Here is a 25,570-nt window from a genome sequence, read left to right on the forward strand (position 1 = left end):
ATGAAAGGACAATATATGTCTTATCGCGCCCCGGTATCCGAATTCGGGTTTCTGATGGATCATGTGGTCGGGATGGACCGCGTCGCGGCAACAGACCGCTTTGCAGAGGCCACGCGCGACACTGTTCATGCAATTTTGACAGAAGCCGGAAAGATGAGTGAAGAGGTGCTGGCCCCGCTGAACCGCGCCGGTGATCTGTCGCCTGCCCGGCTGGAAAACGGCGTGGTGCGCAGCCCGCCCGGCTTTGCCGAAGGGTATCGTGCGATTGCCGAAGGCGGCTATATCGCGATCTCGGCGGATCCGGCCCATGGCGGGCTTGGCCTGCCGATGACGGTGACCACGGCGGTCAACGAGATGATGGCCTCGGCCTGTCTGTCGCTGCAACTGAACCCGCTGATGACGCAAGGCCAGATCGAGGCGCTGGAACATCACGCATCCGATGAGATCAAGGCGCTGTATCTGCCCCGGCTGGTCAGTGGGGAATGGTGCGGCACGATGAACCTGACCGAACCGCAGGCCGGGTCTGATGTGGGCGCGTTGCGCAGCAAGGCTGTGCCACAGGAGGATGGAAGCTATGCAATCTCGGGACAGAAGATTTACATCTCCTGGGGGGACAATGATTTCTCTGGCAATGTCATTCATCTGGTTCTGGCGCGCCTGCCCGATGGTGGTCCCGGCACCAAGGGGATCAGCCTGTTTCTGGTGCCGCGCGATCTGCCGAATGAAGATGGCGGCGCGGGTGTCCGCAACAGTCTGAAGGTGGTCAGTCTGGAACATAAGCTGGGGCTTCATGGCTCCCCCACGGCGGTGATGGAATATGACGGCGCCACCGGCTGGCTGGTGGGGGAGCCCCATAACGGCATGGCGGCGATGTTCACGATGATGAACAACGCCCGGCTTGGGGTGGGCGTGCAGGGCCTTGGCGTGGCCGAAGCGGCGTATCAGCATGCGGTTTCCTATGCGATGGATCGCAAGCAGGGCCGGGTGCCGGTGGAAGGGGGTCCGGGCACAATTCTGGACCATGCGGATGTGCGCCGGATGCTGACCGGCATGAAGGCCGAGATCTTTGCCGCCCGCGCCCTGGCGCTGGATCTGGCGGTTTCGATTGATCTGGCCCAGGCCACCGGCGATGCCGATATGGCCGCGCGCGCCGCGTTCCTGACGCCGATCTGCAAGGCCTATGGCACAGAAACCGGGATATCCGTTGCCGATACCGGCATTCAGGTCCATGGCGGTATGGGCTTTATCGAGGAAACCGGTGCCGCCCAGTATCTGCGCGATGTGCGCGTCACCGCGATTTACGAAGGCACCAATGGCATTCAGGCAATGGATCTGGTGGGCCGCAAAATGATGGATGACGGCGCGGCAGCAACCACCCTGCTGGATGAGATCGCGGAAACCGCCGCTGCAAGCGATGCAGGTGCGGCGTTAAGCGACGCGGCGACGGCCCTGCGAACCACCACCGCCGCCCTGACCGGGATGCAGATGAATGACCGGTTCGCAGGCTCTGTGCCGTATCTCAGAGCGTTCGCTCTGGCGCTTGGCGGGCATTATCACCTGAAGGCTGCAAAGGCGGAACCGGGCGGTGTCAGGGCCAAACTTGCCCACAGCTTCCTGCTGCGGCAATTGCCCGAACTGCACGGTCTTCTGGCACAGGTTCAGGGCGGTGCGGCAGATCTTTATGCGTTTAGCGCAGATGATTTCGCCGCGTGATCAGAACCCCGTATGAGACGGCACCCGCGGCGGGCACCGCGATAGAGATTGCCGAAGGTATCCTGTGGCTTCGTCTTCCGCTGCCCATGGCGCTGGATCATGTGAATGTCTATGCGCTGCGCGACGGGGCCGGCTGGGTGCTGGTCGATACCGGGTTTGACACGGCGAAAACCCGTGCGATCTGGGCGGATATCCTGCGCGATCCGTTCTGCGGCGACCCGGTCACCCGGGTTGTTGCCACCCATCACCATCCTGATCATATCGGGCTGGCCGGGTGGTTCATGGCACAGGGCGCCGAGTTGATCACCACCCGCACGGCATGGCTTATGGCGCGGATGCTGGTGCTGGATGAACAGGAGCGGCCAACACCGGAAACGCTGGATTTCTGGCGTGATGCGGGAATGGACGCGGGCATTCTGGCAAAACGCGCCAGCGAACGCCCGTTCAATTTTGCGGATATAGTGCACTCGCTGCCGCTTGGATACAGACGGATTTCCGAAGGCGACAAGCTCACCATCGGCGGGCGCAACTGGCATATACGCATCGGCCACGGGCATGCGCCGGAACATGCGACCCTGTGGTGCGAGGCGGATAATCTGGTGCTGGGCGGGGACCAGTTGCTGCCCTCGATCTCGCCCAATCTGGGGGTGTATGCGACCGAACCCAATGCGGACCCGGTTCAGGATTGGCTGGACAGTTGCGAGGCATTCCAGCCCCATGCGACAGCGGATCAGTTGATCCTGCCCGGCCATAAATTGCCCTATACCGGCCTGCCCGACCGATTGAGCCAGATGATTGACAACCATCACGGGGCGCTGGACCGTTTACGCGCGCATCTGAATGTGCCACGCAGGGCGGTGGACTGCTTTGCCCCGTTGTTCAAACGCAAAATAGATGATGGGACTTATGGGCTGGCCCTGGTCGAAGCGCTTGCACATCTGAACCATCTTCTCGCCCTGGGGGAGGTGACCCGGGAGAAACACAGCGACGGGGCGTGGCACTGGCAGATGAAAGGCTAGAGAATGGCAGATGAGATCATGACCTCGGCCGAGGCAATGGAAAGCGCGGCCCTTCCCGAAGCCGGGGCGGTGCATTGCAGCCCTGATGCACCAAAATCCGCCGAGCAGATACCCCTGCCCGGTGCGGTGACGCAAAAACCGGTTGCAGATAAATCCCCCGCCGAATGGGCCTATGAACGCATCATCCTTTATATCAAGACGTTTGAAGAGCAACTGGATGCCACCCATGAGGCCGCCATGGGCTTTGCGGGCAGTGATGCGGGGCTTTTACGGATTGAGGGCATGGGGTTTTTCGCCCCCGATATCGTCACCTTTTACGGCACCGATGGCGCGGGGCTGAAAACCCAGTTGATCCAGCATGTCAGCCAGTTGAATGTAACCTTGCGGGCCCTGCCGAAGGCAACGGACAAACCCGCGCAGCGCATCGGGTTTCAACTGGCCGCTGATCTTGCCAAAACCCCCTGACCCAGCGGCGCTTTGTGCCCCGTGACACGCCGTGCGAAATCGGCTATCGCAACAGGGATAAAGCAGATCGGATTTCGGAGACATCATATGGCTGAGCAGAAGTACAAACACGGCGAAATGGATATTACCACGCAGGAGAAGACATTTAACAGCTTCATCCGCATCTCGATGAACGTGGCGATTTTCTGTATTGGCGTTGTGATTTTTCTGGCGCTGTTTGCAAGATGAAGCTGCAAAAGGCCTTTCTGCTTCTCACCGTTCTGACGGTATTGTCGGCCTGTGCGGCGCCTTCGGTCTGGGCGCCGGATGATGCGGTGACACGCGCGGCCTATGCGCCGCCGCCGCCGCCCACGGTGACCTTGCTGACGGCCATCAGCAACGGCTCCGGCGCGGGCGGGCATTCATCCCTGATGATTGATGGAGCGCAACGTCTGATGTTTGATCCGGCGGGCAGCTGGCATCACCCCAATGTGCCGGAACGCAATGACGTTCTTTATGGCATGACCCCGCAGCTTTACGGCTTCTATATGGATTACCACGCGCGCGAGACCTACCATATGGTTGTGCAGGAAATTCAGGTATCGCCTGAAACCGCTGCGCGCCTGTCACAGGCCGTGCAGCAATATGGCAGTGTGTCCGCCGCGCGATGTGCCCTGTCGATCTCCCGTGTTCTCAGCCAGACGCCCGGGTTTGAAAGCATCGGGGTCACTTGGTCTCCTAGACGGATCATGAACCGTTTCGAAGACCTGCCCGGGGTGCGGACCTCGCGGGTTTATGACGACGATTCAGATGATAATCTGGAACTTCTGCAGGCCCAGGCCCGCGCGGAAAGATACGGGCTGCCCGAAGAATTCACCAACTGATCACCTGTTTTCCTCAAGGAAAACAACAGGAAAACTTGAGTTTTCCGAATCGCCGATCATGCAAAAATAAACCCCCGGGCCGGATGGCGCGGGGGTATTTCAAAGACGGTCGAAACCGCCGGTTCGCATTGTCAGGGCACGATTTACATCATGCCTTCGCGCTGTGCCTTCTTGCGCGCCAGCTTGCGGGCCCGGCGGATCGCTTCCGCTTTCTCGCGTGCTTTTTTCTCAGACGGTTTTTCGTAATGTTGCTTGAGCTTCATTTCCCGAAAAACGCCTTCGCGCTGGAGCTTTTTCTTCAGGGCACGAAGCGCCTGATCGACATTGTTGTCGCGAACACTAACCTGCATGTGGTGTCACCACCTTCCTAAGTTTGAGTTGCAAGAGATTGCAGGAAGTGGCCGTATAGCAAAGGCACCCTACCTTGTCCAGCAATGCAATATCCCCGATCTGTGGAGAATGTCATGACCGATCTGAGCGATAATCTGATTGAGGCCGCCCTTGATCATGTGCCGTTTGATGGCTGGTCCGAGGGGACATTCAAGGCCGCGATAAACGATACCGGGGTGGATGAGGCCACAGCCCGCGCGCTGTTTCCGCGCGGCGCGGTTGATCTGGCCCTGGGGTTCCACCGGCAGGGTGATGCTGCATTGGGTGCAGCGCTGGCAGCCGCAGATCTGTCACAGATGCGTATTCGTGACCGCATCGCCTTTGCCCTGCGCACCCGGTTGGAGTTGGTTGAGGACCATAAAGAGGCGGTGCGGCGGGGATCGACGCTGTTTGCGCTGCCGCTATATGCCGCCGATGGCGCAAGGGCGATCTGGAACACCTGTGATGCGATCTGGGACGGGTTGGGCGATGCGTCCGAGGATGTGAACTGGTACACAAAACGCGCCACATTATCGGGTGTCTATGGGGCAACACTGCTTTACTGGCTGGGGGACCAATCCGAAGGCCATATCGCGACCTGGGCGTTTCTGGACCGGCGGATAGAGAATGTGATGCAGTTCGAGACCTTCAAGAAACAGATCAATGACAACAAGCTGCTGCAGCCTTTTCTGGTGGCGCCGAACTGGGTGTTGAGCCGGGTGAAAGCCCCTGCCAGGATGCGGGATATGGACCTGCCGGGCCGGTGGCGCGGGCATGGCAAGACCGAGACATAAGACCATAAAAAGGAAGACCAGATGTCGCTTCCCTCTGTGATGCGCGCGGCCGAGATCAGCGAACCCGGAGGGCCGGAGGTTTTGCAGATCACCTCCCGCCCGGTGCCAGAGCCGATGGCCGGGCAGATTCTGATTGCGGTGGACCATGCGGGGGTGAACCGCCCCGATGTCCTGCAACGGGCCGGGCGCTATGCGCCGCCCCCGGGCGCGTCGGATCTGCCCGGGCTGGAAGCGGCGGGAACCGTGGCCGCCCTGGGGCCGGGGGTTACGAAATGGGCCGTCGGAGACACCGTTTGCGCGTTGCTGCCCGGTGGCGGCTATGCGGAATTTGTGGCCACCCATCAGGATCATGTGCTGCCGGTGCCTGCCGGTATGGCGATGGATCAGGCGGCGGCGCTGTGTGAGACGTTTTTCACCGTCTGGTCCAATGTGTTCATGCGCGGCGGGCTGAAAGGCGGGGAGCGGTTTTTGGTCCATGGCGGGTCCAGCGGGATCGGCACCACCGCCATTCAACTGGCCGCCCATTTCGGGAACAGGGTGTTTGCCACTGCCGGATCTGCCGAAAAATGCGCGGCCTGTACCCGTCTGGGTGCGGAACGGGCGATCAATTACCGCGAGGAGGATTTTGTTGCGATCCTGCGGGCCGAAGGCGGTGCCGATCTGATTCTGGATATGGTGGGGGGTGAGTATATTCCACGCAATATCAAGGCGCTGGCCGATGACGGGCGGCTGGTGCAAATCGCCTTTCTGCAATCGCCGAAGGTGGAGATGAATTTTGCGCCACTGATGGTGCGGCGGCTGAGTATGACCGGCTCGACACTCCGCCCGCAAAGCGATGCGGCCAAGGCAGAGATCGCGGCGCAACTGCACGATCAGGTCTGGCCATTGCTTGAGGCGGGCCGGATCGGGCCGGTGATGGACAGCCGCTTCGCGCTGGAAAATGTGGCAGAGGCCCATGCCCGGATGGAAAGCAGTGCCCATATCGGGAAGATCGTGTTGAACCTGCGGTAAACGCGCATGCGTGATACGCTGCGGGCGCTATTATGTGTCGGCAAAGGCCTGCCAGCCCTGAATCCAGCGGGTGACCGTGGTGATCAGACAGGCGGCGGCAAAAAGATAGGCCAGCAGCGGAAAGCTTTGCGGCCAGAGGCAGATCACCACGAAAAGCAGGATCGTCTCAAACCCTTCGGTCAGACCACCCAGATAATAGATGCCTTTTGACGGGTATTCCTCGGCCTGCAACCCGCGTTTGGCGGCGATGATCGAGAAGGCCAGAAAACTGGTGCCCGATCCCACAAAGGCGGTGACCAGAACGGCGGCAGGCAGGGCATTGACGCCCGGGTTCTGCAGCGCGAAGCCAAGGGGCACCAGCGCGTAAAAGACGAAATCCAGCGCGATATCAAGAAACGCCCCGCGATCGGTTGGCTGGCTCAACCGGGCAACCGTGCCATCCAGCCCGTCGGCCACACGGTTCAGAAGGATCATGGTCAGGGCCATGCCATACCAACCAAGCGCGATGGCGGGCAGGGCCATCACGCCAATTGCAAACCCGATCAGGGTGATCTGATCGGCGGCGATGCCCCGGTTATGCAGAATCCGTGCAGGCCGCATCATAAGGCGGCGTTGCAACGGTAAAAGAGCAGCGTCGATCATAAGGGTCCCGGTCACCTGCCGACCTGCGTGATCGGTGTTGTGGAATATCCTGATCGGGTCATCGGCACTGCGCAAGACACGATCCCGCGTGTTGGCATCAATCGGGATCACATTGACAGGATTCACCCCTGTCATCGCTTCCATGGCCCCGGATCAGAGACCGGCGGCCTGAAGAAGCGTGACCACTTCGCCCAGATCCGGCAATTCGCGATAGCGGCTATGGCCTGTGGGGGTTTCGGCATGTTCCAGTTCCCAGGTCAGCCCATGGGGGATGTAGATACCCCAGGCACCGGCCTCCAGCGCGGGGATCACATCGGATTTCAGCGAATTGCCGATCATCATCGCATATTCGGGGCCATCCCCGTATTTGGTAAAGGCGGATTGATAGGTGGCGGTTGTCTTGTGCGATACAATCTCGACCCCGTCAAAAAACGCCCCCAGGCCCGATTGTGCCAGCTTGCGTTCCTGATCCAGCAGATCGCCCTTGGTGATCAGAACCAGCTTGTGGGTCTCTGCCAGGCTGCGAACGGCCTCTTGCGCATGGGGCAGCAGGTGAACCGGGTGGGCCAGCATATCCTGACCTGCCGCCAGAAGCTCGGCAATCACGCTGGCAGGCACGGTCTGATCCGTGACCTCAATCGCGGTTTCGATCATCGACAGCATGAACCCTTTGATGCCGAACCCGTATTGGCCCAGATTGCGGCGTTCCGCCTCCAGCAGCCGTGTGTGCAGGTGGTCACGATCCGTATAATCGGCCAGAAGTTCGGCAAATCTTTCCTGTGTCAGGCGAAAAAAGCTCTCATTCTGCCACAGCGTGTCATCTGCATCGAAACCGATTATTTGCAATCCTTTGGGCATTGTCCGGGTCAGAGCCTCTTTTCTGTTGCGGCAGACGTCTTATATACTGCGACCTACGGCGTTTCGACGTATATGTAACGGATGATGGAACCACAGCCCCATTCCCGCAGAAGCAGGAGACAGGGGCAGGTGTTCCAGTGTAGAGTCAAAGCGCTTTAGTACGTGGCATAAGCCCCGCGGGAGACCTGATGCAGACTGACGCCTGGACGATGATGGCCGACAAGTCCAAACCGGACGATGATGCCGCTGTCATCACCAAGACAAAGCCCAAAACCGAACGGCCGCCTTTGTACAAGGTGTTGCTGCTGAATGACGATTACACGCCGATGGAATTTGTCGTGCATGTGCTGGAGCGGTTCTTTGGCATCACCCATGCCCAGGCGGTCGAGATCATGCTGACCGTCCACAAGAAAGGTTTGGCCGTGGTTGGCGTGTTTTCCTATGAGATTGCCGAAACCAAGGTGGCGCAGGTGATGGATTTCGCCCGGCGCAACCAGCACCCGCTGCAATGCACGATGGAGAAAGAGGAATAGGCCGCGCGGCCTGTTCCGGTTTGCCCATGACCCCTGACAGATGGACCCTCGCGCTGGAGACCGGCGTGTTGACCCTGCCCGAGGCAGGAAAAGCCCTGGTGCTGCGGGCCGCGGCAGAGGCGGATTTTTCCGCCCTGGGGGATGTCACGGCGGTTCAGGGGTTCTTTCCGGGGCATCGACGATTGGAGGCGCGGGGTGTGGACGTCTGCGTGGCACCCGAGGGTGTGTTTGACGTGGCGCTTGTGCAAAGCGTGAAGGCCCGGGCCGAAAGCCTGTCACTGGTGGCCCAGGCCCTGACGCATCTGCGGCCCGGTGGCCTGTTGCTGGTGGATGGTCAGAAAAGCGAAGGGATCGAAAGCTATCTGAAAGCTGTGCGTGCTGTACTGCCGGTGGAGGATGTGCTGTCGAAATCCCATGGCAAGCTGTTCTGGCTGACCCGGCCCGAAACATTGCCCCCGTCAGTGGTGGCATGGAAGGCCAGCCCGCAAAGGGTGGAAGGCGGGTATATCACGGCGCCCGGCGGGTTTTCCGCCGATGGGCCCGACCCGGGTTCGGAACTTCTGGTGGCGCTGGTGCCGCTGCTGAAAGGGCGGATTGCTGATCTGGGGGCCGGTTGGGGCTATATCGCGGCCGAGCTTCTGGCAGAGCAGGACGGGATCACCCGGATCGACCTGGTCGAGGCGGAATGGGCCGCGCTTGAGGCGGCGAAGGCCAATATCGACGATCCGCGTGCGCAGTATATCTGGGGCGATGCCACCAGCCATCACCCCGATGAACCCTATGATGTGATCCTGTCCAACCCGCCTTTCCATATCGGCCGCGATGCCGACCCGGGGCTGGGGCGGGCCTTCATCGCCTCGGCTGCGCGCATGCTGAAACGGCCGGGTCAGTTTTTCATGGTAGCCAACCGGCATTTGCCCTATGAGGCCGCGCTGAAAGACCATTTCGGCACTGGCCGGATGCTGGCCGAGCTTCAGGGCTACAAACTCTATCAGGCGTCAAAGCCCAAACAGGCGAAACCCTGATCATCAGGAGTGAGACATGTCTCTTTCTATCCAAGGTAAAACGGCGATTATCACCGGGGCGGCCAATGGCGTCGGTCTGGCCATCGCCCGGCATTTTCTGGAACGCGGCGCCAATGTGATGATGGCCGACCGGGATGAGGCACGCCTTGTCGATGAATGCGGCGGCCCGGATCATCAAAGCGGCAATGCCCGCTATTTCGCGGGCGATCTGCGCGAGAAACTGACTGTTGCCAACCTGCTGTCCGCGACCATAGATGCGTTTGACCGGGTGGATATTCTGGTCAATGCCAGCCGCCAGTTGCTGACAACAGACCCGTTGGACCCGACGGATATCTCGGTTGAAACGCTGCTGGACCAGAACATGTTTGCAGCGCTTCGTCTTAGCCAGGTGGTGGCGAAACGGATGATTTTGCAGGCCGAGGAAGACGAGGTTGAAGAAGGTGCTATCGGCGCCATCGTCAATATCTCCTCTATCGCGTCCCGGCGCACGCATCCTGATTTGCTGGCCTATTCGATCAGCACCGCCGCACTTGATCAGGCCACGCGCAGCCTGGCGGTGGCGCTGGCGCCGCACCGGATACGGGTCAATGCGGTGGCGTTCGGGTCTCTCATGTCGGCCAGCCTGAAGGATTCCTTGACCGAAACCGACGGGTTGCGCAAGGAAATCCGCGAATGCACGCCTCTGGGCCGGATCGGATCGGCCAAGGAAGTGGCCGGTGCGGTGCAGTTTCTGGCCTCGGACGGGGCCGGGTTTGTCACCGGTGAAGTGCTGACCGTTGACGGGGGCCGGACGCTGCTGGACAGTGTCACAACCGCCGCGCATTAAAGCGTTTTGCGTTTTATATGAGGCAGTCCAATCGAAAACCCCGTTCGAGCCGAAGGCGAGAGGCAGCGGTTTTCGGTAAAGATCAAACGCAAACCGCTATAAGGCGTTTCGACTTACTGTTGAAACGCCTTTCGCTGTCTTTCGCCTTTGGCTCAAACGCGAAAGCCGTTACACTGTCTCAATATAAAGTCGAAACGATATAGGCCGTGTGCATGCCTTCTGCGATGCCGTTCCACCCTTTTGCGGTAGAGCAATTCCTGTCCGAGACGGAACAGGGTGTCGTGTTCAATTTCTCGGAAAGCGGTGTGCATCCCATGCGCTATGCGGAATTGTTCGCATTGGCGCAGATCGACACCGAGGCCCTGTTCGACACTTTGGTGGATTATCCGCAGGTCAACGGCTCTGACCTGCTGCGGGAACGGATCGCGGCGCTGTATGACGGGGCCGGACCCGAGAATATCCTGGTCACGATTGGCGCGACCGAGGCCAATACATTGATCGCCAACACCCTGCTGGAGCCGGGTGACAATATGGTGGTGTTTCGCCCGACCTATGAACAGATGGCGGGCAATGCGCGCAATCTGGGGGTGGAGATCAGGGTTGTCGATCTGATTGAGGCCGAAGGCTGGGCGCTGGACGGGGAAGGGCTGGCCCGGGCCGTTGATGACCGCACCAAGATCATCCATGTGGTGAATCCCAACAATCCCACCGGTTGCGTGCTGTCAGAAAAGGACCGTGCGGCGATTGTCGTGGCCGCGGACCGATCCGGTGCTTGGATTGTCGCCGATGAGGTCTATGCCGGAACCGAGCGCGCCACCGATACGCCAACCGCCAGTTTCCTGGGGCAGGCGGATCGGGTGATTGCGATCAATTCGATGAGCAAGGCTTACGGGTTGCCGGGCCTGCGGCTTGGCTGGCTGGTCGCCCTCGCCGATCTGATCCCGGCGCTGTGGCGGCGGCATGAATATGCCGCGATCTCGGCCAGCATGATGTCGATGAAACTGGCGGAATATGCTCTGGTCCCGGTGACACGGGCAAAACTGACAGCCCGCGCGCGCGGCCTGATCCGCCGCGGGTTCGACACGCTGACCGACGCATTGGGGGCGCATCCGGGGGTCTTTTCCGTGGTCCCGCCCCAGGCCTCTGCCATGTCATTTGTGCGGTTCGATCTGCCACTGGGCGCGGACAGTTTCGCCGCGGGCCTGTTGCAGGACCATGATGTTCTGGTCATCCCCGGCACGAAATTCGGGCTTAAGGGGCATCTGCGTATCAGCTCTGCCCTGCCGGATGCGCATCTGTGCGAAGGGTTGGACCGGCTGAACCGGCTGACCGGGGATATCTTGTCAGGTGCGGGGTAGACCGTTTTCTTGCAATATTAACTCTCAAAGCGTATATTGTGATCAGTCGGTATGTACCTTCATGGTCATACACCTTTGAGGCTCGGGTAGAGTCTCTGAAAAAGGCCAGGGATGTTGTCGCATCCCTGGCCTCGCTATTTTCTAGCCTATCAAGATCATAACGATGATCGTCAGAACCAACAGAGCTATAGATAGCAGTCGATATGTATTTTCTTGCATGGTCATACTCCTTTCTGCGCCCAAAAGAGAGGCGCACCACTATTTATCAATCGGAGGGGCAAAGTAGACAGAGTATTTTTATCGAAACACAACAACGCGATATGGCACTACATATTGATCATTCTTGACGGCCAGAAGCAGTAGGGCGGTCTGCTTATAAGTTTGTTGTGTGCGCAGTTGTAAGATGTGTTCGCTCATGGCCGCGTTGCTCAACGCGGCAAGTCGAGTGTTGGTGCAGAAGAATGATGGTGTTTTCAGTCAAAGGCTTTCGAACCTGACCGGCGAAGCCGTTCGCCCGGGCCTTACCCGCTGAACTCCGTGCAATTGATCCCGTCGGGCAGGTAGACCCAGCCATCCGATTGCGGGATGACCGCCTGCCCGGAGGTGACCGTGACATACTGCCAGTCGCCCTGTGGTTCATGGGCGAAGGTCACGTGATCCCCCTCCATCACGTCGCCGATCGTGTCAGCCTCGGCCTCGGGCGCGGCCAGAAGCTGCAAAGACTCGCCAAGATACCCGGTACAGACACGTTCAGCCCCGGCGGGAGTCGGGTTTACCGTCAGCAGCCCAAGGGTGAAGGCCGGCCCCTCGCTGACCTGTGCCAGACCCGCGCAGACGGTGACTACAGCCATCACAGAAGCCAGGCACGCGCCGAAGACGGCGCGATGGTGCAGGACGAAGCCGAAGACAGGATTGAACCGGTTGATCATGAAACCCGAAAGGACAGCGGACGCTATGGAATATACATTATCACGCCCCGCGCCCGTGACCAGTGAAAGCCGCCTTTTACAGCGTTTCAGATTTTGCCTGAAACACGTCAGGGTTGTGTGTCGTCATCACCCTCATCATCGGTGTCCGGCAGGTTGAACAGACTGTCCGCATCGACAGGCGTTTCGTCTTTCTCTTCCGTCTCATCTTCGCTGCCGCCAAGCGAGAAGGTCTCCAGCCCCGAAATCGCACTTGGGATTTTGGGTTCCGGGTCCATGCCGAGGGATTGCTCGGTCGAGACCAGCTTGCGCCGCTCCTCATCGCTCATCACCTCGCCATCCTTGGCCTTCTTGGCATTGGCCTTCTGCACGGCGGCATCCAGTTCGGACTGTTTGCACAGGCCAAGGGCCACCGGGTCGATCGGCTGTATGTTGGAGATATTCCAATGGCTGCGGTCGCGCAGGCTTTGAATCGTCGGTTTCGTCGTGCCGACCAGTTTCGAAATCTGGCCATCGCTCAACTCAGGATGAAACTTCACCAGCCAGAGGATCGAGGCGGGCCGGTCCTGACGTTTCGACAGCGGGGTATAGCGCGGGCCACGGCGTTTTTCCTCCCCCGCGGCAGAGGGGTTGAATTTCAGTTTCAGGTCATAAGACGGGTCAGCCTCGGCCCGGGTGATTTCTTCCTGGGTCAGCTGGTTGTTGGTGATCGGGTCGAACCCTTTCACACCGGCGGCCACATCGCCATCGGCAATGCCCTGCACCTCCAGCTCATGCAGGCCGCAGAAGACGCCGATCTGACGAAAATTCAGAGTGGTGTTGTCAACCAGCCAGACTGCGGTGGCTTTGGCCATGATCGGTTTGTTCATCTTGCGGCTCCTCTTGGATACAGGTCGGACGTGCCGTGACATTCGGCTGCGGGGCGGGGCCCTGCGGTTCCTCGATTTCGGGGAAGTTGACCGCTATATAAGCGTGGTGGCGGTAAGAGGGAAGAGGCAAATGAAACGCGTGTTGCTGGCATGGGTTCTGATGGCGGGGATGGCACAGGCCGAGGGGGAGCCGACAGGTATATTCGATTATTACGTGCTGTCGCTGAGCTGGACGCCCACATGGTGCGCGGTCGAAGGTGATGACAGGGGGGCTGATCAATGCGACCCGGGGCAGGGATACGGGTTCACGCTGCACGGGCTTTGGCCGCAATTCGAAAGCGGCTGGCCCAGTTTCTGCCCGACGCGGGCACGCGCCCCGTCGCGCGGCATGACCGGGGCGATGGTTGATATCATGGGGTCCGGCGGGCTGGCCTGGCATCAATGGCGCAAACACGGGGTATGTTCCGGTCTCACCGCCCCGGATTACTTTGCGCTCTCGCGAGAAGCCTATGAGCGCGTCACCCGCCCTGATCTGCTGCGCCGTCTGGATCAGGAGGTGCGCCTGCCCGCCGCCGTGATCGAAGAGGCGTTTCTGGAGGCAAATCCAGATCTGGAACCCGATATGCTGACCGTCACCTGCCGGTCCGGCCGGATACAGGAGGTGCGGGTCTGCCTGACACGCGCGCTGGAACCACGGGTCTGCGGCGCGGATGTGGTGCGCGATTGCACGCTTGGCAACGCGCTGTTCAGCCCGATGCGGTAGGGGTGCGCCCTATCAAAAGGATTTGCGGGCCTTCAGCGCGGCGGAAATGGTGCCGTCATCCAGATAATCCAGCTCACCGCCGATCGGCACGCCCTGCGCCAGTGAAGTCAGGGTGACGCCGGTTTCTTCCAGCTCTCCGGCGATATAATGGGCGGTGGTCTGCCCGTCGACAGTGGCATTCAGCGCCAGAATAACCTCGGTGATCTCTTCGCGCGCCACCCGGTCGCGCAGTTTGGGAATGCGCAATTCCTCCGGGCCCACGGCATCAAGCGCCGAAAGCGTGCCGCCCAGAACATGATAGCGCCCGGTAAACACCTGCCCGCGTTCCATCGCCCAGAGATCGGCTACATCCTCGACCACGCAAAGCTGCCCGTTGCCGCGTTTCGGGCTGGTGCAGATCTCGCACAGGTCCGAGGTGCCGATATTCCCGCAATTCAGACATTCGCGGGCTGTGGCGGCCACATCGGCCATCGCCTGTGCCAGCGGGCGCATCAACGGCCCCCGCGCCTTGATCAGATGCAGCACCGCGCGCCGGGCCGACCGGGGGCCCAGCCCCGGAAGCCGCGCCATCATCTCGATCAGCGCCTCGATCTCGCGGGGTGTGTCTGACACCGCCCGTGCCTCTAGAACGGCATCTGCATGCCGGGGGGCAGGCCCAGACCTTCGGTCAGCTTGGCCATTTCCTCCTGGTTGCGGGCCTGCGCCCTGCTTTTCGCGTCCTTGATCGCCGCCAGGATCAGATCTTCGACCACCTCTTTTTCATCGGGATTGAAAATCGAGGGGTCCACATCCAGCCCGATCAACTCTCCCTTGGCGGTCGCGGTGGCCTTGACCAGCCCGGCGCCGCTTTCGCCGGTCACCGTGATGTCGTTCAGCGCCTCCTGCATCTCGGCCATTTTGCCCTGCATGTCCTGCGCCTGTTTCATCAGTTTGGCCATATCGCCAAGCCCGCCCAAACCTTTCAGCATTGCCTTTGTCCTTTCTGCTCAGTCATCCTCAAACGGGTCCCATTCCTCATTCACTTCGGGCAGCGCTTCGACGGCGGCCATCGCCGCAATCTCGTCACGGGTGCGAATCTCGGTGATCTCTGCCTCGGGGAAGGCGGCGCGCACGGCCTGCATCATCGGAAGCGCCTCGGCCTCTGCTTTCAGCGCGGCCAGACCGGCATTCTGCTGTTCCTCAAGGGTTGCGGCCCCGCCTTCATTGGCGATGGTTACGGCCCATCGCACACCGGTCCAGCCTTTCAGGCTTTGCCCCAGACGCTGGGCCAGATCGGCCGGGGCCCTCTCGGTCGGCTGAAAGGTGATCCGCCCGGGCTGGTAAGACACCAGACGCAGCGTGGTTTTCACCTCGATCAGCAGTTTGATATCGCGATTGGCCTCGATCAGCGCAACAACACTTGCGAAGCCGGGGTAATGGGCCAGCGCCGTTTCAGAGAGTTCGGCCAGTGCCGGTTGCGCACCGCCCTGCGCCCGGGGCGATGACGGGGCATGGCCCTGCGGCGGGGCGGATGGCGGTGCATCGGGCGCCCGCGCGGAACCGCCCGCAGCAGGTGGGGCGGCGGTTGATGGGGCGGGCGTGTTGGACAATTTGCGCACCAGATCGCCGGGCGGCGGCAGATCGGCCACATGGGTCAGGCGGATCACCGCCATTTCGGCGGCCATCATCGGGTTCGGGGCCAGGGCCACCTCTTCCAGCGCTTTCAGCAGCATTTGCCACATCCGGCTGAGCACCCGCATCGCCAGACGCTCGGCCAGCCCCTGACCCCGGGCGCGTTCATCCGGCCCGACGGTCGGGTCATTCGCGGCCTCTGGTGTGATCTTGATCACGCTCAGCCAATGGGTGACCTCGGCCAGATCGCGCAAAACCGCCATCGGGTCGGCCCCGTCCGCATATTGCGCCCCAAGCTCGTTCAAGGCGCCGGGGGCATCGCCGGTCATGATCATGTCGAACAGGTCCAGAACCCGGCCCCGATCCGCCAGGCCCAGCATTGCGCGCACCTGATCTGCCGTGGTGCCACCGGCCCCGTGGGAAATCGCCTGATCCAGAAGCGAGGTGGCGTCGCGGGCCGAACCCTCCGCCGCGCGGGTGATCAGCGCCAGCGCGTCATCGGCAATCTCGGCCCCTTCGGATGTTGCGATCTTGCGCATCAGTGCGATCATCTCTTCGGGTTCGATCCGGCGCAGATCGAACCGCTGGCAGCGCGACAGAACCGTGACCGGCACTTTGCGGATCTCGGTTGTGGCGAAGATGAATTTCACATGGGCGGGCGGTTCTTCCAGCGTCTTCAGCAGCGCGTTGAAGGCGCTGGTCGACAGCATGTGAACCTCGTCGATGATATAGATTTTGTAGCGGGCCGAGGCAGCCCGGTAATGCACCGAATCAATGATCTCGCGGATATCGCCGACCCCGGTGCGCGAGGCTGCGTCCATCTCCATCACATCCACATGGCGGCCCTCGGCAATGGCCCGGCAGGGCTCACAAAGACCGCAAGGGTCTGTTGTCGGGCCGCCCTTGCCATCGGCCCCGACACAGTTCAGGCCCTTGGCGACAATCCGTGCGGTGGTGGTTTTGCCGGTGCCCCGGATACCGGTCAGAATGAAAGCCTGCGCAATCCGGTCAGCGGCGAAGGCGTTTCTAAGGGTTCTGACCATCGCCTCCTGACCGACAAGATCGGCAAAGGTTTCGGGGCGGTATTTCCGCGCCAGAACCTGATAGCCGGTGTCGGGTATGTCGGTCATCCTGCCTCATCAAATTGCATGACGGCAAGGTTATGCCGGGCGCTGCGCGGCGTCTACCGGATTAGGGGGCTGGCGGCTTTATTCCATCATTCCGGTTTTGACGGGCTTGCCGCTGCCCGGCACCTGGCGTATCCTTGCCATGCCGCACGGGGCGGCATCCAGGTTCGCGGAAAGCCGTCATCGGCCCCCCTGCAAGACGATATATGACAGACCATTTCGGTCTTTCTCATGCCCGGATCAGCGAACCGGCGGGCGTATCTGATGAGGAAGCCGATGACAAAATCCATCGAACAATTGCGCCGGGATGCCAAGGCGCTGAAGAAAGCCTATGAGGCGGAAGACAGGGTTGCCTGGATCAGGGTGAATAACTATCGCCCGCGACCCGAGGGCACATCCCTGAAACTGGCCGATTATCTGCATGTGGTGGCGCGCGAGAACAGCTTTGCCAGCTGGCCGCATCTGAAACTGGCGGCTGAAACCATGGGTATGGACAAGGCCGCAAAGCTCCAGCGTCTGAAAATCGCGGTGCATCACGGCCAGGCCCATGTGATTGACCAGTTTCTGAAAGACACGCCCGATCTGGCCAAAGGCGTTCTGGGGCTTGAGATCGCGCTTTACCATCGCGAGGCGGTGGAGGAGGCCCTGCGGTCTGATCCGTCCCGTGCGACGGCAACGCTTGGGATCAGCCCGCCGATTATCCATCTGGCACAATCGCGGATGATCCATCTCTGGCCCGAGCGTGAGGCGGATATGCTGGCGATTGCGGAGATGCTGCTGGAAAAAGGCGCTGATCTGAATGCCGGCATGCCGTCTTATGAAGGCAGCACCCACATGCTCTCAACCCTCTATTTCGCAATCGGGCATGCCGATAACATGGTGCTTGGCCGCTGGCTTCTGGAACACGGGGCCAACCCCAATGACGACGAATCGCTGTATCACGCGACCGAGCTTGGCCATCACGAAGGGCTGCGCATGCTGCTGGAACATGAGGCCGATCCGCGCGGCACAAATGCGATGCTGCGGGCGATGGATTTCCATGATCATGAGGCGGTTCAGATGCTGCTTGACGCAGGCGCCATGGCCGATGATTTCGATGGCACCCATGTGGGGGGCGAGGCCCCGTTTGTGGTGCCGGCGTTGCATCAGGCGGCGCGGCGGATGTCTGACCCTCGGATGATCGACATGTTGCTGAACGCAGGCGCCGATCCGTCGCGTGTGTTCGAAGGGGCCAGCGCCTATGGCTATGCAAGGGTGTTCGGCAATTCCGATCTGGCCGCGGCGATCCGGGCCATGGGCGATCCGCCCGATCTGACCCCGGAGGAACGCCTGCTGGCCATGGCGGCGGATGGGGATGTGCCGGATGGCGTTTATATCGACCCGGCCAGACTGCCGGAGGCGTATCGCAACATCATCCGGTCGATCCAGCATCTGCCCGGCAAGCTGGACCATGTGAAACGGCTGGTGGCTTTGGGGGTGGAATATGACCGCCCCGATAGCGAAGGTCTGACGCCGGTCCAGACCGCCGGTTGGGAAGGCCTGCCGGAGATGATGGCGTATTTCCTGAGCCTCAAACCCGATCTCAGCCATATCAACGGATATGGCGGCACATTGCTCAGCACCATCATCCACGGGTCCGAGAATTGCCCCGAACGGGCGGAGCGGGAGTATCTGACCTGTCTGGAGCTGGCGCTCAACGAAGGTGTGGCCCTGCCCAAACGTGCGATTGATCTGGCCGGAGACCCGGATGTGTCGGCGTTTCTGACCGATTGGGCCCGGGCCCATCCCGGTCAGGTGGTCGAAGGCGGTGTGGTCTGACGGGGATATCGGGCAGTTGCGATATGTGTCCGATGCGCCATAGACCGGGCGGCCCGCGCAAGCCTTTGCGACAGGTGGGAAATTTCAGTTCACCATGACGCCGAAACGTTTTAGGTTTGGCCCCGAACCAATATTCGGGGCCAAATCATGAAAGTCAGTCGCACAACAATCTGGATTCTGCTGGCGATGTGGATGCTGTGCATGCTGTTCGCGGGCCTGTCTTTGAGCGAAACGCCGATCGGCGACGGGTTCACCCGCGGGCAGAACCGGATGTCGGGGTTCCTCAGCTGGCAATTGGTGGGCGGGATGCTGGCCCTGATGCTGTGGGTTCTTGTGCGCCCGTTGCCGAAAGGCGACCGGCTGCGATGGGTCGGCCTTGCGCCGATCTGGCTGGCGGTCGCGCTGCTGATAGTGGTGGTTTCCAGGATCGGGTATGCTTTGCTGACCGGGTAGCCGCAGGCCGCTTTTGCCATCTGATCGTGGATATCGTCTCAAATTGAAATTCTGAAGCATCTTCACCGTCCCCTTCGCATAAGCACGCGAAAGGGACGGTGATCTGTTTTCAGCTACGGGTCCGGTCACGTTTGCCCTTCTGGGCAGAGCGATACATCTTCCCAAGGGCCCGGTCATGGCTGCGCGCCTCGTGCAGGCTGCGGCTGTTGCGGGCATCCTCCCGCGCCAGTTTGCGCCAGCGGTCCAGCCTGTCGGGGTCGATGTCGCCCGCTGCGATGGCGGCCTGTATCGCGCAGCCCGGCTCGGTCTCGTGGCTGCAATCCGAGAACCGGCAGTCCAGTGCCAGCGCGCCCAGATCGGAAAACACCGTTTCGATCCCCTCTGCCGCATCGGTCAGGCGCAGGGCGCGCATGCCCGGCGTGTCGATCAGCCAGCCGCCAAAGACCGTCCGGTCCAGCCCGCGCGCGGTGGTGGTATGGCGGCCCTTGGCGTCATCCTCACGAATGCCCCGGGTGGCCGCATCCCCGCCGGTCAGCGCATTGGCCAGTGTGGATTTGCCGACACCGGAAGAGCCGAGCAGCGCCAGAGTCTGCCCGTTCCGGCACCAGGGGGCGAGGGTTTCGGCCATATCCGGGTCGGTTGCATTCAGCGCGATGGCGGTGACCAGAGGGGACAGGCGCGCGGCCTGTTTGCGATAGCTGTCAGGGTCATCGCAGAGATCCGCCTTGGTCAGGATCACAAGCGGCAATGCCCCGGAAGACCCGGCCAAAGCCAGATACCGTTCCAGCCGAGCCAGGTTGAAATCCGCATTGCAGGAGCTGACGATGCCAAGCGTGTCGACATTGGAGGCGATCAACTGCCTGTCAGCGCCCGTGCCCGCCGCCCTGCGGGACAGTTCGGTCAAGGGCTCCAGCCGGCGGATGACCCGGGCGCTGACCGGATCGAAGATAACCCAGTCACCGGTGGCATAGGCACCGCTGCTTGTGCCGGCTGTCGGCAGCAGGGTCAGGGATGTGTCTGGCGTCAGGGCGCCAAGACGGTCCCGCGCCACGGTGGTGATGCGGGCAAGATTGCGGGTTTCCGCCTCCTCCGGCGTCAGTTGCGCGAGGAAACGATACGACCATCCAAGGTCGGTAAGGGAAAAATGGGTCAATGTCTGAAGTCCCGAAAACACGTCAAGAAGGGGCAGACGCCAGTGACGGGGTCTGCGCAGATGCGTGCCGGGCTTTGGGCTGTCTGTTTAGACGGCGCCTGCCCGGAGGGGGGATACAATATCCATGAAGCCTCCGGCTTTGTGGTCTCGGTATTGGCCGCGTGTTGCGACCCGGGTTGCCCTTTGTCGGGCTGACGCGCGCCGCGCAAAGCGCATTACGCTTTGGTGAGAGGCTGGACTGCGACCCAAGCGGGTCTCGTTATGGCTGCTTCCTTCCGGACCTGACCAGGTTGGCGAGGTGCTTGCCCGCGCCAACCTCTCACCGCATCAGATAGGGATTTTGCGCGACAGACGCAACCCATAGCACCAGCGGCGCGGCGGGCCGGAAAACGCGCGTTTTCCATGTGGAATTCCCGGGAATTCCGCGTCTGCCTGTTTCAGCCTGGGCTGCGTTCGGCCCAGCCCGCGAAGATGCGTTCCAGAAACACCACGATGTAGAACAGCAGAATGCCCAATGCGGCCAGGGCGAACAGAACCGCAAACATCAGCGGATAATTGGCGTTGATCCGGCCGCTGTCGAACAGATCCCCCAGACCCCGCCCATGGGGGGAGACGATCTCCATCAGATTGGTGCCGATAAAGGCCAGGGTCACCGCCACTTTCAGCGCGCCGAAAAACTCCGGCAGGGTCTTCGGCAGGGCGATCTTCCAGAAGATCGTGATATTGGAGGTACCGAGGGACCGCAGGATATCGCGGTATTCCGGCTCCAGCGTCGACAGGCCGATAGAGACCGAGACCGCGATCGGAAAGAAGGAGATCATGAAGGCGATCAGGATCGTGTTGAAATCATGCTGGCCCACGAAGATCAGCGCGACAATCGGCACCACGGTGGCCTTGGGGATGGCATTGAACCCCACAAGCAGGGGGTAAAGCCCCTCCCGCGCCATGCGGGAAAAGCCCATGATCATGCCGATCAGCGTGCCGACAATCACCGCCAGTCCCAGACCCATCACCGTGCGCCAGAGGGTTTCCCATGATTTGATCAGGAACAGATCCCAATAGCGCGCAAAGGCGGGGATCAGATCCGAGGGGGAGGCCATGCGGAAATCGGGCAGCTGATAGAACCAGACCAGAAATTCCCAGATCACCAGAACCGCCAGAATGGTCACGACCGGGGCGGCAATTTTGCGGATCGTGTCGCGGGTCATTTGGCGGCTCCGATCTCGGCTTTGGTGGGATGGCGCTCAAGCGGGGCATCGGCACTGTCGGCGCGGCCCTGGGCCACCTGAATCTGGTGGCGCAGGATGGCCAGCATCTCAACCGCCTTGGGCGTATAGAGATCATCCAGAGAACGTTTGCCCGGAATGTCCACGTCAAGCGTGTATTGCGCATGGGCCGGGCGGCCGGACATGACCACAACCTGATCGGCCAGAAACACGCTTTCGCGCAGATCATGGGTGATCAGCAGGCAGGTGAACGGTTCCTGCGCGCGCAGATCATGCATGGTTTGCCACAGATCCTCGCGGGTGAAGGCATCCAGTGCACCGAAAGGTTCATCCAGAATCAACACTTCCGGGCGATGCACCAGCGACCGGCAGAGCGAGGCGCGCTGGCGCATCCCGCCGGAGAGTTCAGAGGGGCGTTTGCCCTCAAACCCGTCCAGCCCCACAAGGGCCAGCAGACCCATGGCGCGCTCCACCTGTTCGGCTTTGCCCATCGTGGTTGAGACAATCTCCAAAGGCAGCATCACGTTTTGCAGGATCGTGCGCCATTCCAGAAGCACCGGGTTCTGAAAGGCCATACCAACGGTCGGGCGGGGCGAGGTGACCTTGTGACCGGCCAGCCAGACCTTGCCCTGATCGGGTTTCATCAGGCCGGAGACCAGACGGGTCAGCGTGGATTTCCCGCAACCGGAGGGGCCGACAACGGCGGTAAAGCTGTCTTTGGCCATCTGGATCGACAGATGATCCAGCACAGGCAGCGGGCCGCTATTGGTGCGGTAGGCGTGGGTGACGTCACGCAGTTCGATCTGGAATTGAGAGGTCATGACCTGCCTTTAAAAAGATCGCGGGCCGGAACGATCAGCCCGCGATATTCACTCATAAGAGACCGTTTTTTCTATTCCGCTGCGATCATCCGTATCTCGGCATCGGGCAGATAGGCATCGGTGAAATACAGTGCCGCGTCCGGTTCCGACTGGAAGTCATAGGTCATGCGCAACTGTTCAATGGCGCGGTCCATGCGATCTGCATCGACCTGTCCCATGCCGTTTCCGCGCACATGATCGGTCAGCACATTGGCGTCAATCGCAAGTTCCAGACGCCGAGCCTCAAGCTCCGCGTCACCGGCAGGGTTGCGGGCAATCACGGCGGCGGCACCTGCGGCGGGGTCTGCGATGGCATCGGCCCAGCCATGGGCAACAGCGGTCAGAAACCCGGTGACCATCTCGGGGTTTTCCGCCGCGAAATCGGTATTGACGATGATCGCGTTGCCGTAAAGTTCAACCCCGTGATCGGCGAACAGGATGGTGGTGATATCATCTTCGGGAATGCCCAGACGGGCCAGCGACAGATAGCTGGAGAAGTTGAAGCCGGTCACCGCATCCACATTGCCCTCGGCCAGCATCGGCTCACGGGTGGGAAAGCCGACCGGTTCGACCGTGATGGTCGAGACGTCGATATCATTCACCTCGGCCAGAATCGGGAACTGTGCCCAGGCCCCATCGGGGGGCGGGGCGCCAAGGGTGGACCCTTCCAGATCGTCGATGCCGGAAATCCCCAGGCTGACCCGGCCCACAATCGAAAAGGGCGGGCTGTCATACACCATCATCACGGCGGTCACCGGGGCGCCGGGGTTCTGATCCAGAAAGCGCACAAGGCTGTTGATATCGGCAAAGCCGAACGGAAACGCGCCCGAGGCCACTTTCGGGATCGCATCAAGCGAGCCCTGACCGGCTGTGATCTCGACAGCCATGTCTTCCGCCGCGAAATGGCCGTTATCAATGGCCAGGAAATAAGGGGCGGACGGCCCTTCGAACCGCCAGTCCAGCGCAAAGGCAATATCGGTTTCCGCAGCCAGTGGGGTGGCAGCGATGGCACCGGCGGCAAAGGTGGTGAGCAATCGGGTAAACACGGGGCAGTTTCTCCTTTGATAGGGTGCGCGTCTTGATCCGTTATCTCAGGCAGGCAGGAGGACAGGGTCAATTGATGCGCGGTGCGCCGGGCATGGCGGACCAGCGCTTGCCTGAAAAACAAGCACTGTGGTGAGAAAACTGGCAATTCGGATGTGCCGGGCGGTGTTAAACCGTAAGCGCAAAACGGATAAATCCGCTGTCGCTCTGGCCCAGATAATCCAGCCCACAGGCTGTGATCCGTTCCGGGTAGGCCAGCGCGCCCGGGCCAATTTCAGCCACGGCGCGGATGCCGCCAGCGGGGTGAAAGCGCCAGGTTGCCCCGGGCTGCGGGTTCAGTGTTTTGCAATATGTGAAATACCGGATCAGCACGTCACGGACCGGCATCTTCGGGGTCAGAACCGGGGTGGCGGCCCCGGCTGCGGTAAACCGCCCGCCGCCTGCGGCCCGGTGGCTGTTGGTGACAATCAGGAACTCCTGATCCGGGGTGACCGGCTGGCCTGCATGGCACAGATCGTGGATGCGGCCGGGCGTATCGAAACAGCGTTCGCCATCGGCGCTGTAGCGCGCGGGTGCGGTCACGTCGATCGCATAGGTCAGCCCGTCCAGTACATCAAAATTATAGGCGGCAAACCGATGATCTATCAGCGCCTGATCATTGCGTCCGGGGTGTATCTGGTGAAAGGCGCAGGCGGCGCGTTCCAGCCAGTCGGTGACCTGCGCCCCATTGGCCCGCAGGATCGCAAGGCTGTTGGGAAAGATATACAGATCGGCGGCGTTCTTGATGGCCAGCGGCCCTTTGGGAATGTCTGTGTAGTTCTGTGGCCCGGCGGGACCGCCCGATTTGAACGGCGCGGCCGCAGCCAGAAGCGGCAGATGTTGCAGTGCATGTCCATCCAGCGCCTCCCGGGCAAAGGCGCGTTGGGCATCGGCCACAACCTGAACTGCGGCGGAATTGGTGATCAGGGCAAAATAGCTTTCCAGCGGCACCCGGGTTTCGCCGATCCGGCAGCGGATATGGTTCAGCGTCGCCTTATGATCCTGCGCGGTTGCCTTGATCACGCTTGAATAGCCGGCTGTCGCAATGCGGGCGGCCGCGGCATCCTCCGGCAGCTCCGGTCCGACCGGATGTACGGAACTTTGGCTTGCGCTGACCCGCCATTTGCCCTGAGTGATCTCTGACAGGGTCAGGTCGATCACCCCCAGATGGGAGCCGCCGTAACCCGGCTGTACAACCGGGGTGCCATGAACCGTGCCGGTGGCGATATCCATCCAGGCCGGGCATGTCTTTTGCGGTGCAGGGAAAAGCCGGTGTGTGTGCCCCGCGACCAGCGCATCAACCCCTGTCAGGGCTGCCAGGGGTACACCCGCATTCTCCATGCCTTCATAAGCCTGGGCTGCACCAAGGCCTGAATGGCTCAGCACCACCACCAGATCGGCCCCGGCTTTGCGCATCGCGGGGATGTCCCGGCGGGCGGCGGTCAGCATATCCTCGGCTTCCAGCCTGCCATCCAGAATGTAGCGATCCCATTGCAGGGTTTGCGGCGGGGCCAGCCCGATCAGCCCGATGCGCATCTGTCTTGGCCGCCCGGCGCTGTCACGCATGGTACGATCAAGGATCACCCAGGGCGGAACCAGCGGCGCGCCGCCCGCCCATCGTATATTGGCCAGAACCGCCGGAAACGCGGCACCCGCCAATGTGGATTGCAGGAATTCCAGCCCATAGTTGAAATCGTGGTTTCCCAGCGTCATCGCATCATAGCCAAGGGTGTCCATGGCGGCGATCATCGGATGCAGGCGCCCTTTCTCGGCCGGGGTGTGCGCTGCGAAATCACCAAGCGGCGTGCCTTGCAGCGTGTCGCCGTTATCAACCAGCAGGCAATTATCGGCCTGATCGCGCAATTGTGCAATCAACCCGCCTGCGCGGGCCAACCCGCCGCCATCATGGGGACGGTCGGTATAATAATTGTAAGGGTATAGGTTCGCATGCAGATCCGAGGTTGCCAAAACGCGAAGGTGAAGGCTGCCAAGCACTGTATGCTCAGAACTGGCAACGGCAGGCATCTGTTGGCCCTTTCAGGGACTCTGCGAAGTAAACATCATTTCGTGATGTTCATCTTTTGTAAGGGCTGTTGGCTGCGGATGCCAGAGGTCTGGTGGTTAAATCTGATTGTTTGCACCCGTTGGGCGGGTCTGCAACAGTCACGCCATATTGATGGACTGACCATGCTGACAGATAGGTAT

The 25,570-nt window shown here is 61.0% G+C and carries 27 protein-coding genes and 1 other RNA gene; 14 read left to right on the forward strand and 14 right to left on the reverse strand.

All coding sequences use genetic code 11. The annotated features are described in order from the left end of the window. Positions 1-15 precede the first annotated feature (15 nt). From E2K80_RS17155 to E2K80_RS17175, 5 genes are all read left to right on the forward strand, one after another. Entirely contained in the window at positions 16-1,713 is a 1,698-nt protein-coding gene (locus E2K80_RS17155; RefSeq protein ID WP_135376106.1) for an acyl-CoA dehydrogenase, read from the forward strand. Continuing rightward, complete coding sequence (locus E2K80_RS17160) at positions 1,713-2,732, forward strand: MBL fold metallo-hydrolase (protein WP_238475740.1); 1,020 nt, start codon at positions 1,713-1,715, stop codon at positions 2,730-2,732. The genes E2K80_RS17155 and E2K80_RS17160 overlap by 1 nt, the downstream gene beginning before the upstream one ends. A 3-nt stretch (positions 2,733-2,735) precedes the next feature. After that, positions 2,736-3,197, forward strand: coding sequence for a DUF6173 family protein (locus tag E2K80_RS17165; RefSeq protein ID WP_135376107.1), 462 nt, complete (start codon positions 2,736-2,738; stop codon positions 3,195-3,197). Positions 3,198-3,284: 87 nt separating this feature from the next. Beyond that, complete coding sequence (locus tag E2K80_RS17170; RefSeq protein ID WP_135376108.1) at positions 3,285-3,425, forward strand: aa3-type cytochrome c oxidase subunit IV; 141 nt, start codon at positions 3,285-3,287, stop codon at positions 3,423-3,425. Beyond that, entirely contained in the window at positions 3,422-4,060 is a 639-nt protein-coding gene (locus E2K80_RS17175) for a hypothetical protein (protein ID WP_135376109.1), read from the forward strand. The genes E2K80_RS17170 and E2K80_RS17175 overlap by 4 nt, the downstream gene beginning before the upstream one ends. A 143-nt stretch (positions 4,061-4,203) precedes the next feature. On the opposite strand, the gene rpsU is transcribed toward E2K80_RS17175, so the two are convergent. After that, positions 4,204-4,410 carry a 30S ribosomal protein S21 gene (rpsU, locus tag E2K80_RS17180; protein ID WP_121896303.1) on the reverse strand — a complete coding sequence of 69 codons (207 nt, stop codon included), beginning with the start codon at positions 4,408-4,410 and terminating at the stop codon, positions 4,204-4,206. Between the two features lie 114 nt (positions 4,411-4,524). On the opposite strand from rpsU, the gene E2K80_RS17185 reads away from it, so the two are divergent. Together E2K80_RS17185 and E2K80_RS17190 are read left to right on the forward strand one after the other, a co-directional pair. Beyond that, positions 4,525-5,223 carry a COQ9 family protein gene (locus E2K80_RS17185; RefSeq protein WP_135376110.1) on the forward strand — a complete coding sequence of 233 codons (699 nt, stop codon included), beginning with the start codon at positions 4,525-4,527 and terminating at the stop codon, positions 5,221-5,223. Positions 5,224-5,244: 21 nt separating this feature from the next. Further along, positions 5,245-6,234 (forward strand): NAD(P)H-quinone oxidoreductase, encoded by a 990-nt coding sequence (locus E2K80_RS17190; RefSeq protein ID WP_135376111.1) that lies wholly within the window; start codon positions 5,245-5,247, stop codon positions 6,232-6,234. A gap of 30 nt (positions 6,235-6,264) precedes the next feature. On the opposite strand, the gene E2K80_RS17195 is transcribed toward E2K80_RS17190, so the two are convergent. Together E2K80_RS17195 and E2K80_RS17200 are read right to left on the reverse strand one after the other, a co-directional pair. Then, positions 6,265-7,002: a CDP-alcohol phosphatidyltransferase family protein gene (locus tag E2K80_RS17195; RefSeq protein ID WP_338014557.1), complete on the reverse strand. Its 738-nt coding sequence runs from the start codon at positions 7,000-7,002 to the stop codon at positions 6,265-6,267. Positions 7,003-7,029: 27 nt separating this feature from the next. Then, positions 7,030-7,734: an HAD family hydrolase gene (locus tag E2K80_RS17200; protein WP_135376112.1), complete on the reverse strand. Its 705-nt coding sequence runs from the start codon at positions 7,732-7,734 to the stop codon at positions 7,030-7,032. Between the two features lie 212 nt (positions 7,735-7,946). On the opposite strand from E2K80_RS17200, the gene clpS reads away from it, so the two are divergent. The 4 genes from clpS (at position 7,947) to E2K80_RS17220 (ending at position 11,476) form a co-directional block, all read left to right on the forward strand. Continuing rightward, positions 7,947-8,267: an ATP-dependent Clp protease adapter ClpS gene (gene clpS, locus E2K80_RS17205; RefSeq protein WP_168193267.1), complete on the forward strand. Its 321-nt coding sequence runs from the start codon at positions 7,947-7,949 to the stop codon at positions 8,265-8,267. A 26-nt stretch (positions 8,268-8,293) separates the two neighbouring features. Further along, positions 8,294-9,292 (forward strand): class I SAM-dependent methyltransferase, encoded by a 999-nt coding sequence (locus E2K80_RS17210; protein ID WP_135376113.1) that lies wholly within the window; start codon positions 8,294-8,296, stop codon positions 9,290-9,292. A 16-nt stretch (positions 9,293-9,308) separates the two neighbouring features. Continuing rightward, positions 9,309-10,118 (forward strand): SDR family NAD(P)-dependent oxidoreductase, encoded by an 810-nt coding sequence (locus tag E2K80_RS17215; RefSeq protein WP_135376114.1) that lies wholly within the window; start codon positions 9,309-9,311, stop codon positions 10,116-10,118. 212 nt (positions 10,119-10,330) lie between these two features. Continuing rightward, positions 10,331-11,476 (forward strand): aminotransferase class I/II-fold pyridoxal phosphate-dependent enzyme, encoded by a 1,146-nt coding sequence (locus E2K80_RS17220; protein ID WP_210405404.1) that lies wholly within the window; start codon positions 10,331-10,333, stop codon positions 11,474-11,476. A 521-nt stretch (positions 11,477-11,997) separates the two neighbouring features. Here E2K80_RS17220 and E2K80_RS17225 read toward each other — a convergent pair. Both E2K80_RS17225 and E2K80_RS17230 read right to left on the reverse strand, forming a co-directional pair. Beyond that, entirely contained in the window at positions 11,998-12,327 is a 330-nt protein-coding gene (locus E2K80_RS17225; RefSeq protein ID WP_168193230.1) for a DUF4453 domain-containing protein, read from the reverse strand. 185 nt (positions 12,328-12,512) lie between these two features. Continuing rightward, the gene (locus tag E2K80_RS17230; RefSeq protein WP_135376116.1) at positions 12,513-13,271 is read right to left on the reverse strand and encodes a DUF1013 domain-containing protein; all 759 of its coding nucleotides are present in this window, start codon (positions 13,269-13,271) and stop codon (positions 12,513-12,515) included. Between the two features lie 130 nt (positions 13,272-13,401). Here E2K80_RS17230 and E2K80_RS17235 point away from each other — a divergent pair, with 130 nt between their 5' ends. Further along, positions 13,402-14,034 (forward strand): ribonuclease T2 family protein, encoded by a 633-nt coding sequence (locus tag E2K80_RS17235; RefSeq protein WP_135376117.1) that lies wholly within the window; start codon positions 13,402-13,404, stop codon positions 14,032-14,034. A 12-nt stretch (positions 14,035-14,046) separates the two neighbouring features. Here the strand turns inward: E2K80_RS17235 and recR are convergent, their stop codons facing one another. The 3 genes from recR to E2K80_RS17250 are packed head-to-tail and all read right to left on the reverse strand — an operon-like array spanning position 14,047 to position 16,775. Further along, on the reverse strand, positions 14,047-14,646 hold the full coding sequence (recR, locus tag E2K80_RS17240; RefSeq protein WP_135376118.1) for a recombination mediator RecR: 600 nt from the start codon (positions 14,644-14,646) through the stop codon (positions 14,047-14,049). Between the two features lie 11 nt (positions 14,647-14,657). After that, positions 14,658-15,002 (reverse strand): YbaB/EbfC family nucleoid-associated protein, encoded by a 345-nt coding sequence (locus E2K80_RS17245; RefSeq protein ID WP_135376119.1) that lies wholly within the window; start codon positions 15,000-15,002, stop codon positions 14,658-14,660. 18 nt (positions 15,003-15,020) lie between these two features. Then, complete coding sequence (locus E2K80_RS17250) at positions 15,021-16,775, reverse strand: DNA polymerase III subunit gamma/tau (protein WP_135376120.1); 1,755 nt, start codon at positions 16,773-16,775, stop codon at positions 15,021-15,023. Positions 16,776-17,048: 273 nt separating this feature from the next. On the opposite strand from E2K80_RS17250, the gene E2K80_RS17255 reads away from it, so the two are divergent. Continuing rightward, positions 17,049-18,590: an ankyrin repeat domain-containing protein gene (locus E2K80_RS17255; RefSeq protein ID WP_135376121.1), complete on the forward strand. Its 1,542-nt coding sequence runs from the start codon at positions 17,049-17,051 to the stop codon at positions 18,588-18,590. A 147-nt stretch (positions 18,591-18,737) separates the two neighbouring features. After that, a complete protein-coding gene (locus tag E2K80_RS17260; RefSeq protein WP_135376122.1) occupies positions 18,738-19,043 on the forward strand; it encodes a hypothetical protein in 306 nt (101 codons plus the stop codon). 109 nt (positions 19,044-19,152) lie between these two features. Here E2K80_RS17260 and rsgA read toward each other — a convergent pair whose 3' ends face one another. The 6 genes from rsgA to E2K80_RS17290 form a co-directional block, all read right to left on the reverse strand. Further along, the gene (gene rsgA / locus E2K80_RS17265; RefSeq protein WP_135376123.1) at positions 19,153-20,196 is read right to left on the reverse strand and encodes a ribosome small subunit-dependent GTPase A; all 1,044 of its coding nucleotides are present in this window, start codon (positions 20,194-20,196) and stop codon (positions 19,153-19,155) included. A 224-nt stretch (positions 20,197-20,420) separates the two neighbouring features. After that, positions 20,421-20,517, reverse strand: an RNA gene (gene ffs / locus E2K80_RS17270) — signal recognition particle sRNA small type. A 116-nt stretch (positions 20,518-20,633) separates the two neighbouring features. Beyond that, on the reverse strand, positions 20,634-21,404 hold the full coding sequence (locus tag E2K80_RS17275) for an ABC transporter permease (protein WP_135376124.1): 771 nt from the start codon (positions 21,402-21,404) through the stop codon (positions 20,634-20,636). After that, positions 21,401-22,243, reverse strand: a complete 843-nt coding sequence (locus E2K80_RS17280; RefSeq protein ID WP_135376125.1) for an ABC transporter ATP-binding protein — start codon at positions 22,241-22,243, stop codon at positions 21,401-21,403. The genes E2K80_RS17275 and E2K80_RS17280 overlap by 4 nt, the downstream gene beginning before the upstream one ends. Positions 22,244-22,314: 71 nt before the next feature. Next, complete coding sequence (locus E2K80_RS17285; RefSeq protein WP_135376126.1) at positions 22,315-23,328, reverse strand: ABC transporter substrate-binding protein; 1,014 nt, start codon at positions 23,326-23,328, stop codon at positions 22,315-22,317. A gap of 166 nt (positions 23,329-23,494) precedes the next feature. After that, a complete protein-coding gene (locus tag E2K80_RS17290; RefSeq protein ID WP_135376127.1) occupies positions 23,495-25,390 on the reverse strand; it encodes a bifunctional 2',3'-cyclic-nucleotide 2'-phosphodiesterase/3'-nucleotidase in 1,896 nt (631 codons plus the stop codon). Positions 25,391-25,570 lie beyond the last annotated feature (180 nt).

The organism is Rhodophyticola sp. CCM32 (assembly GCF_004751985.1).
In the GTDB taxonomy this organism is placed as follows: domain Bacteria; phylum Pseudomonadota; class Alphaproteobacteria; order Rhodobacterales; family Rhodobacteraceae; genus Rhodophyticola.

What these genes read in the sequence shown, in the direction of transcription:
- E2K80_RS17225 (WP_168193230.1), bottom strand. Translation starts at nt 12,327, where the DNA reads ATGGCTGTAGTCACCGTCTGCGCGGGTCTGGCACAGGTCAGCGAGGGG.
- E2K80_RS17165 (WP_135376107.1), top strand. Translation starts at nt 2,736, where the DNA reads ATGGCAGATGAGATCATGACCTCGGCCGAGGCAATGGAAAGCGCGGCC.
- E2K80_RS17155 (WP_135376106.1), top strand. Translation starts at nt 16, where the DNA reads ATGTCTTATCGCGCCCCGGTATCCGAATTCGGGTTTCTGATGGATCAT.
- E2K80_RS17235 (WP_135376117.1), top strand. Translation starts at nt 13,402, where the DNA reads ATGAAACGCGTGTTGCTGGCATGGGTTCTGATGGCGGGGATGGCACAG.
- E2K80_RS17245 (WP_135376119.1), bottom strand. Translation starts at nt 15,002, where the DNA reads ATGCTGAAAGGTTTGGGCGGGCTTGGCGATATGGCCAAACTGATGAAA.
- E2K80_RS17200 (WP_135376112.1), bottom strand. Translation starts at nt 7,734, where the DNA reads ATGCCCAAAGGATTGCAAATAATCGGTTTCGATGCAGATGACACGCTG.
- E2K80_RS17260 (WP_135376122.1), top strand. Translation starts at nt 18,738, where the DNA reads ATGAAAGTCAGTCGCACAACAATCTGGATTCTGCTGGCGATGTGGATG.
- E2K80_RS17280 (WP_135376125.1), bottom strand. Translation starts at nt 22,243, where the DNA reads ATGACCTCTCAATTCCAGATCGAACTGCGTGACGTCACCCACGCCTAC.
- E2K80_RS17185 (WP_135376110.1), top strand. Translation starts at nt 4,525, where the DNA reads ATGACCGATCTGAGCGATAATCTGATTGAGGCCGCCCTTGATCATGTG.
- E2K80_RS17215 (WP_135376114.1), top strand. Translation starts at nt 9,309, where the DNA reads ATGTCTCTTTCTATCCAAGGTAAAACGGCGATTATCACCGGGGCGGCC.
- E2K80_RS17170 (WP_135376108.1), top strand. Translation starts at nt 3,285, where the DNA reads ATGGCTGAGCAGAAGTACAAACACGGCGAAATGGATATTACCACGCAG.
- E2K80_RS17250 (WP_135376120.1), bottom strand. Translation starts at nt 16,775, where the DNA reads ATGACCGACATACCCGACACCGGCTATCAGGTTCTGGCGCGGAAATAC.
- E2K80_RS17210 (WP_135376113.1), top strand. Translation starts at nt 8,294, where the DNA reads ATGACCCCTGACAGATGGACCCTCGCGCTGGAGACCGGCGTGTTGACC.
- E2K80_RS17230 (WP_135376116.1), bottom strand. Translation starts at nt 13,271, where the DNA reads ATGAACAAACCGATCATGGCCAAAGCCACCGCAGTCTGGCTGGTTGAC.
- rpsU (WP_121896303.1), bottom strand. Translation starts at nt 4,410, where the DNA reads ATGCAGGTTAGTGTTCGCGACAACAATGTCGATCAGGCGCTTCGTGCC.
- E2K80_RS17175 (WP_135376109.1), top strand. Translation starts at nt 3,422, where the DNA reads ATGAAGCTGCAAAAGGCCTTTCTGCTTCTCACCGTTCTGACGGTATTG.
- E2K80_RS17275 (WP_135376124.1), bottom strand. Translation starts at nt 21,404, where the DNA reads ATGACCCGCGACACGATCCGCAAAATTGCCGCCCCGGTCGTGACCATT.
- E2K80_RS17255 (WP_135376121.1), top strand. Translation starts at nt 17,049, where the DNA reads ATGACAAAATCCATCGAACAATTGCGCCGGGATGCCAAGGCGCTGAAG.
- clpS (WP_168193267.1), top strand. Translation starts at nt 7,947, where the DNA reads ATGGCCGACAAGTCCAAACCGGACGATGATGCCGCTGTCATCACCAAG.
- E2K80_RS17220 (WP_210405404.1), top strand. Translation starts at nt 10,331, where the DNA reads ATGCCTTCTGCGATGCCGTTCCACCCTTTTGCGGTAGAGCAATTCCTG.
- E2K80_RS17290 (WP_135376127.1), bottom strand. Translation starts at nt 25,390, where the DNA reads ATGCCTGCCGTTGCCAGTTCTGAGCATACAGTGCTTGGCAGCCTTCAC.
- E2K80_RS17190 (WP_135376111.1), top strand. Translation starts at nt 5,245, where the DNA reads ATGTCGCTTCCCTCTGTGATGCGCGCGGCCGAGATCAGCGAACCCGGA.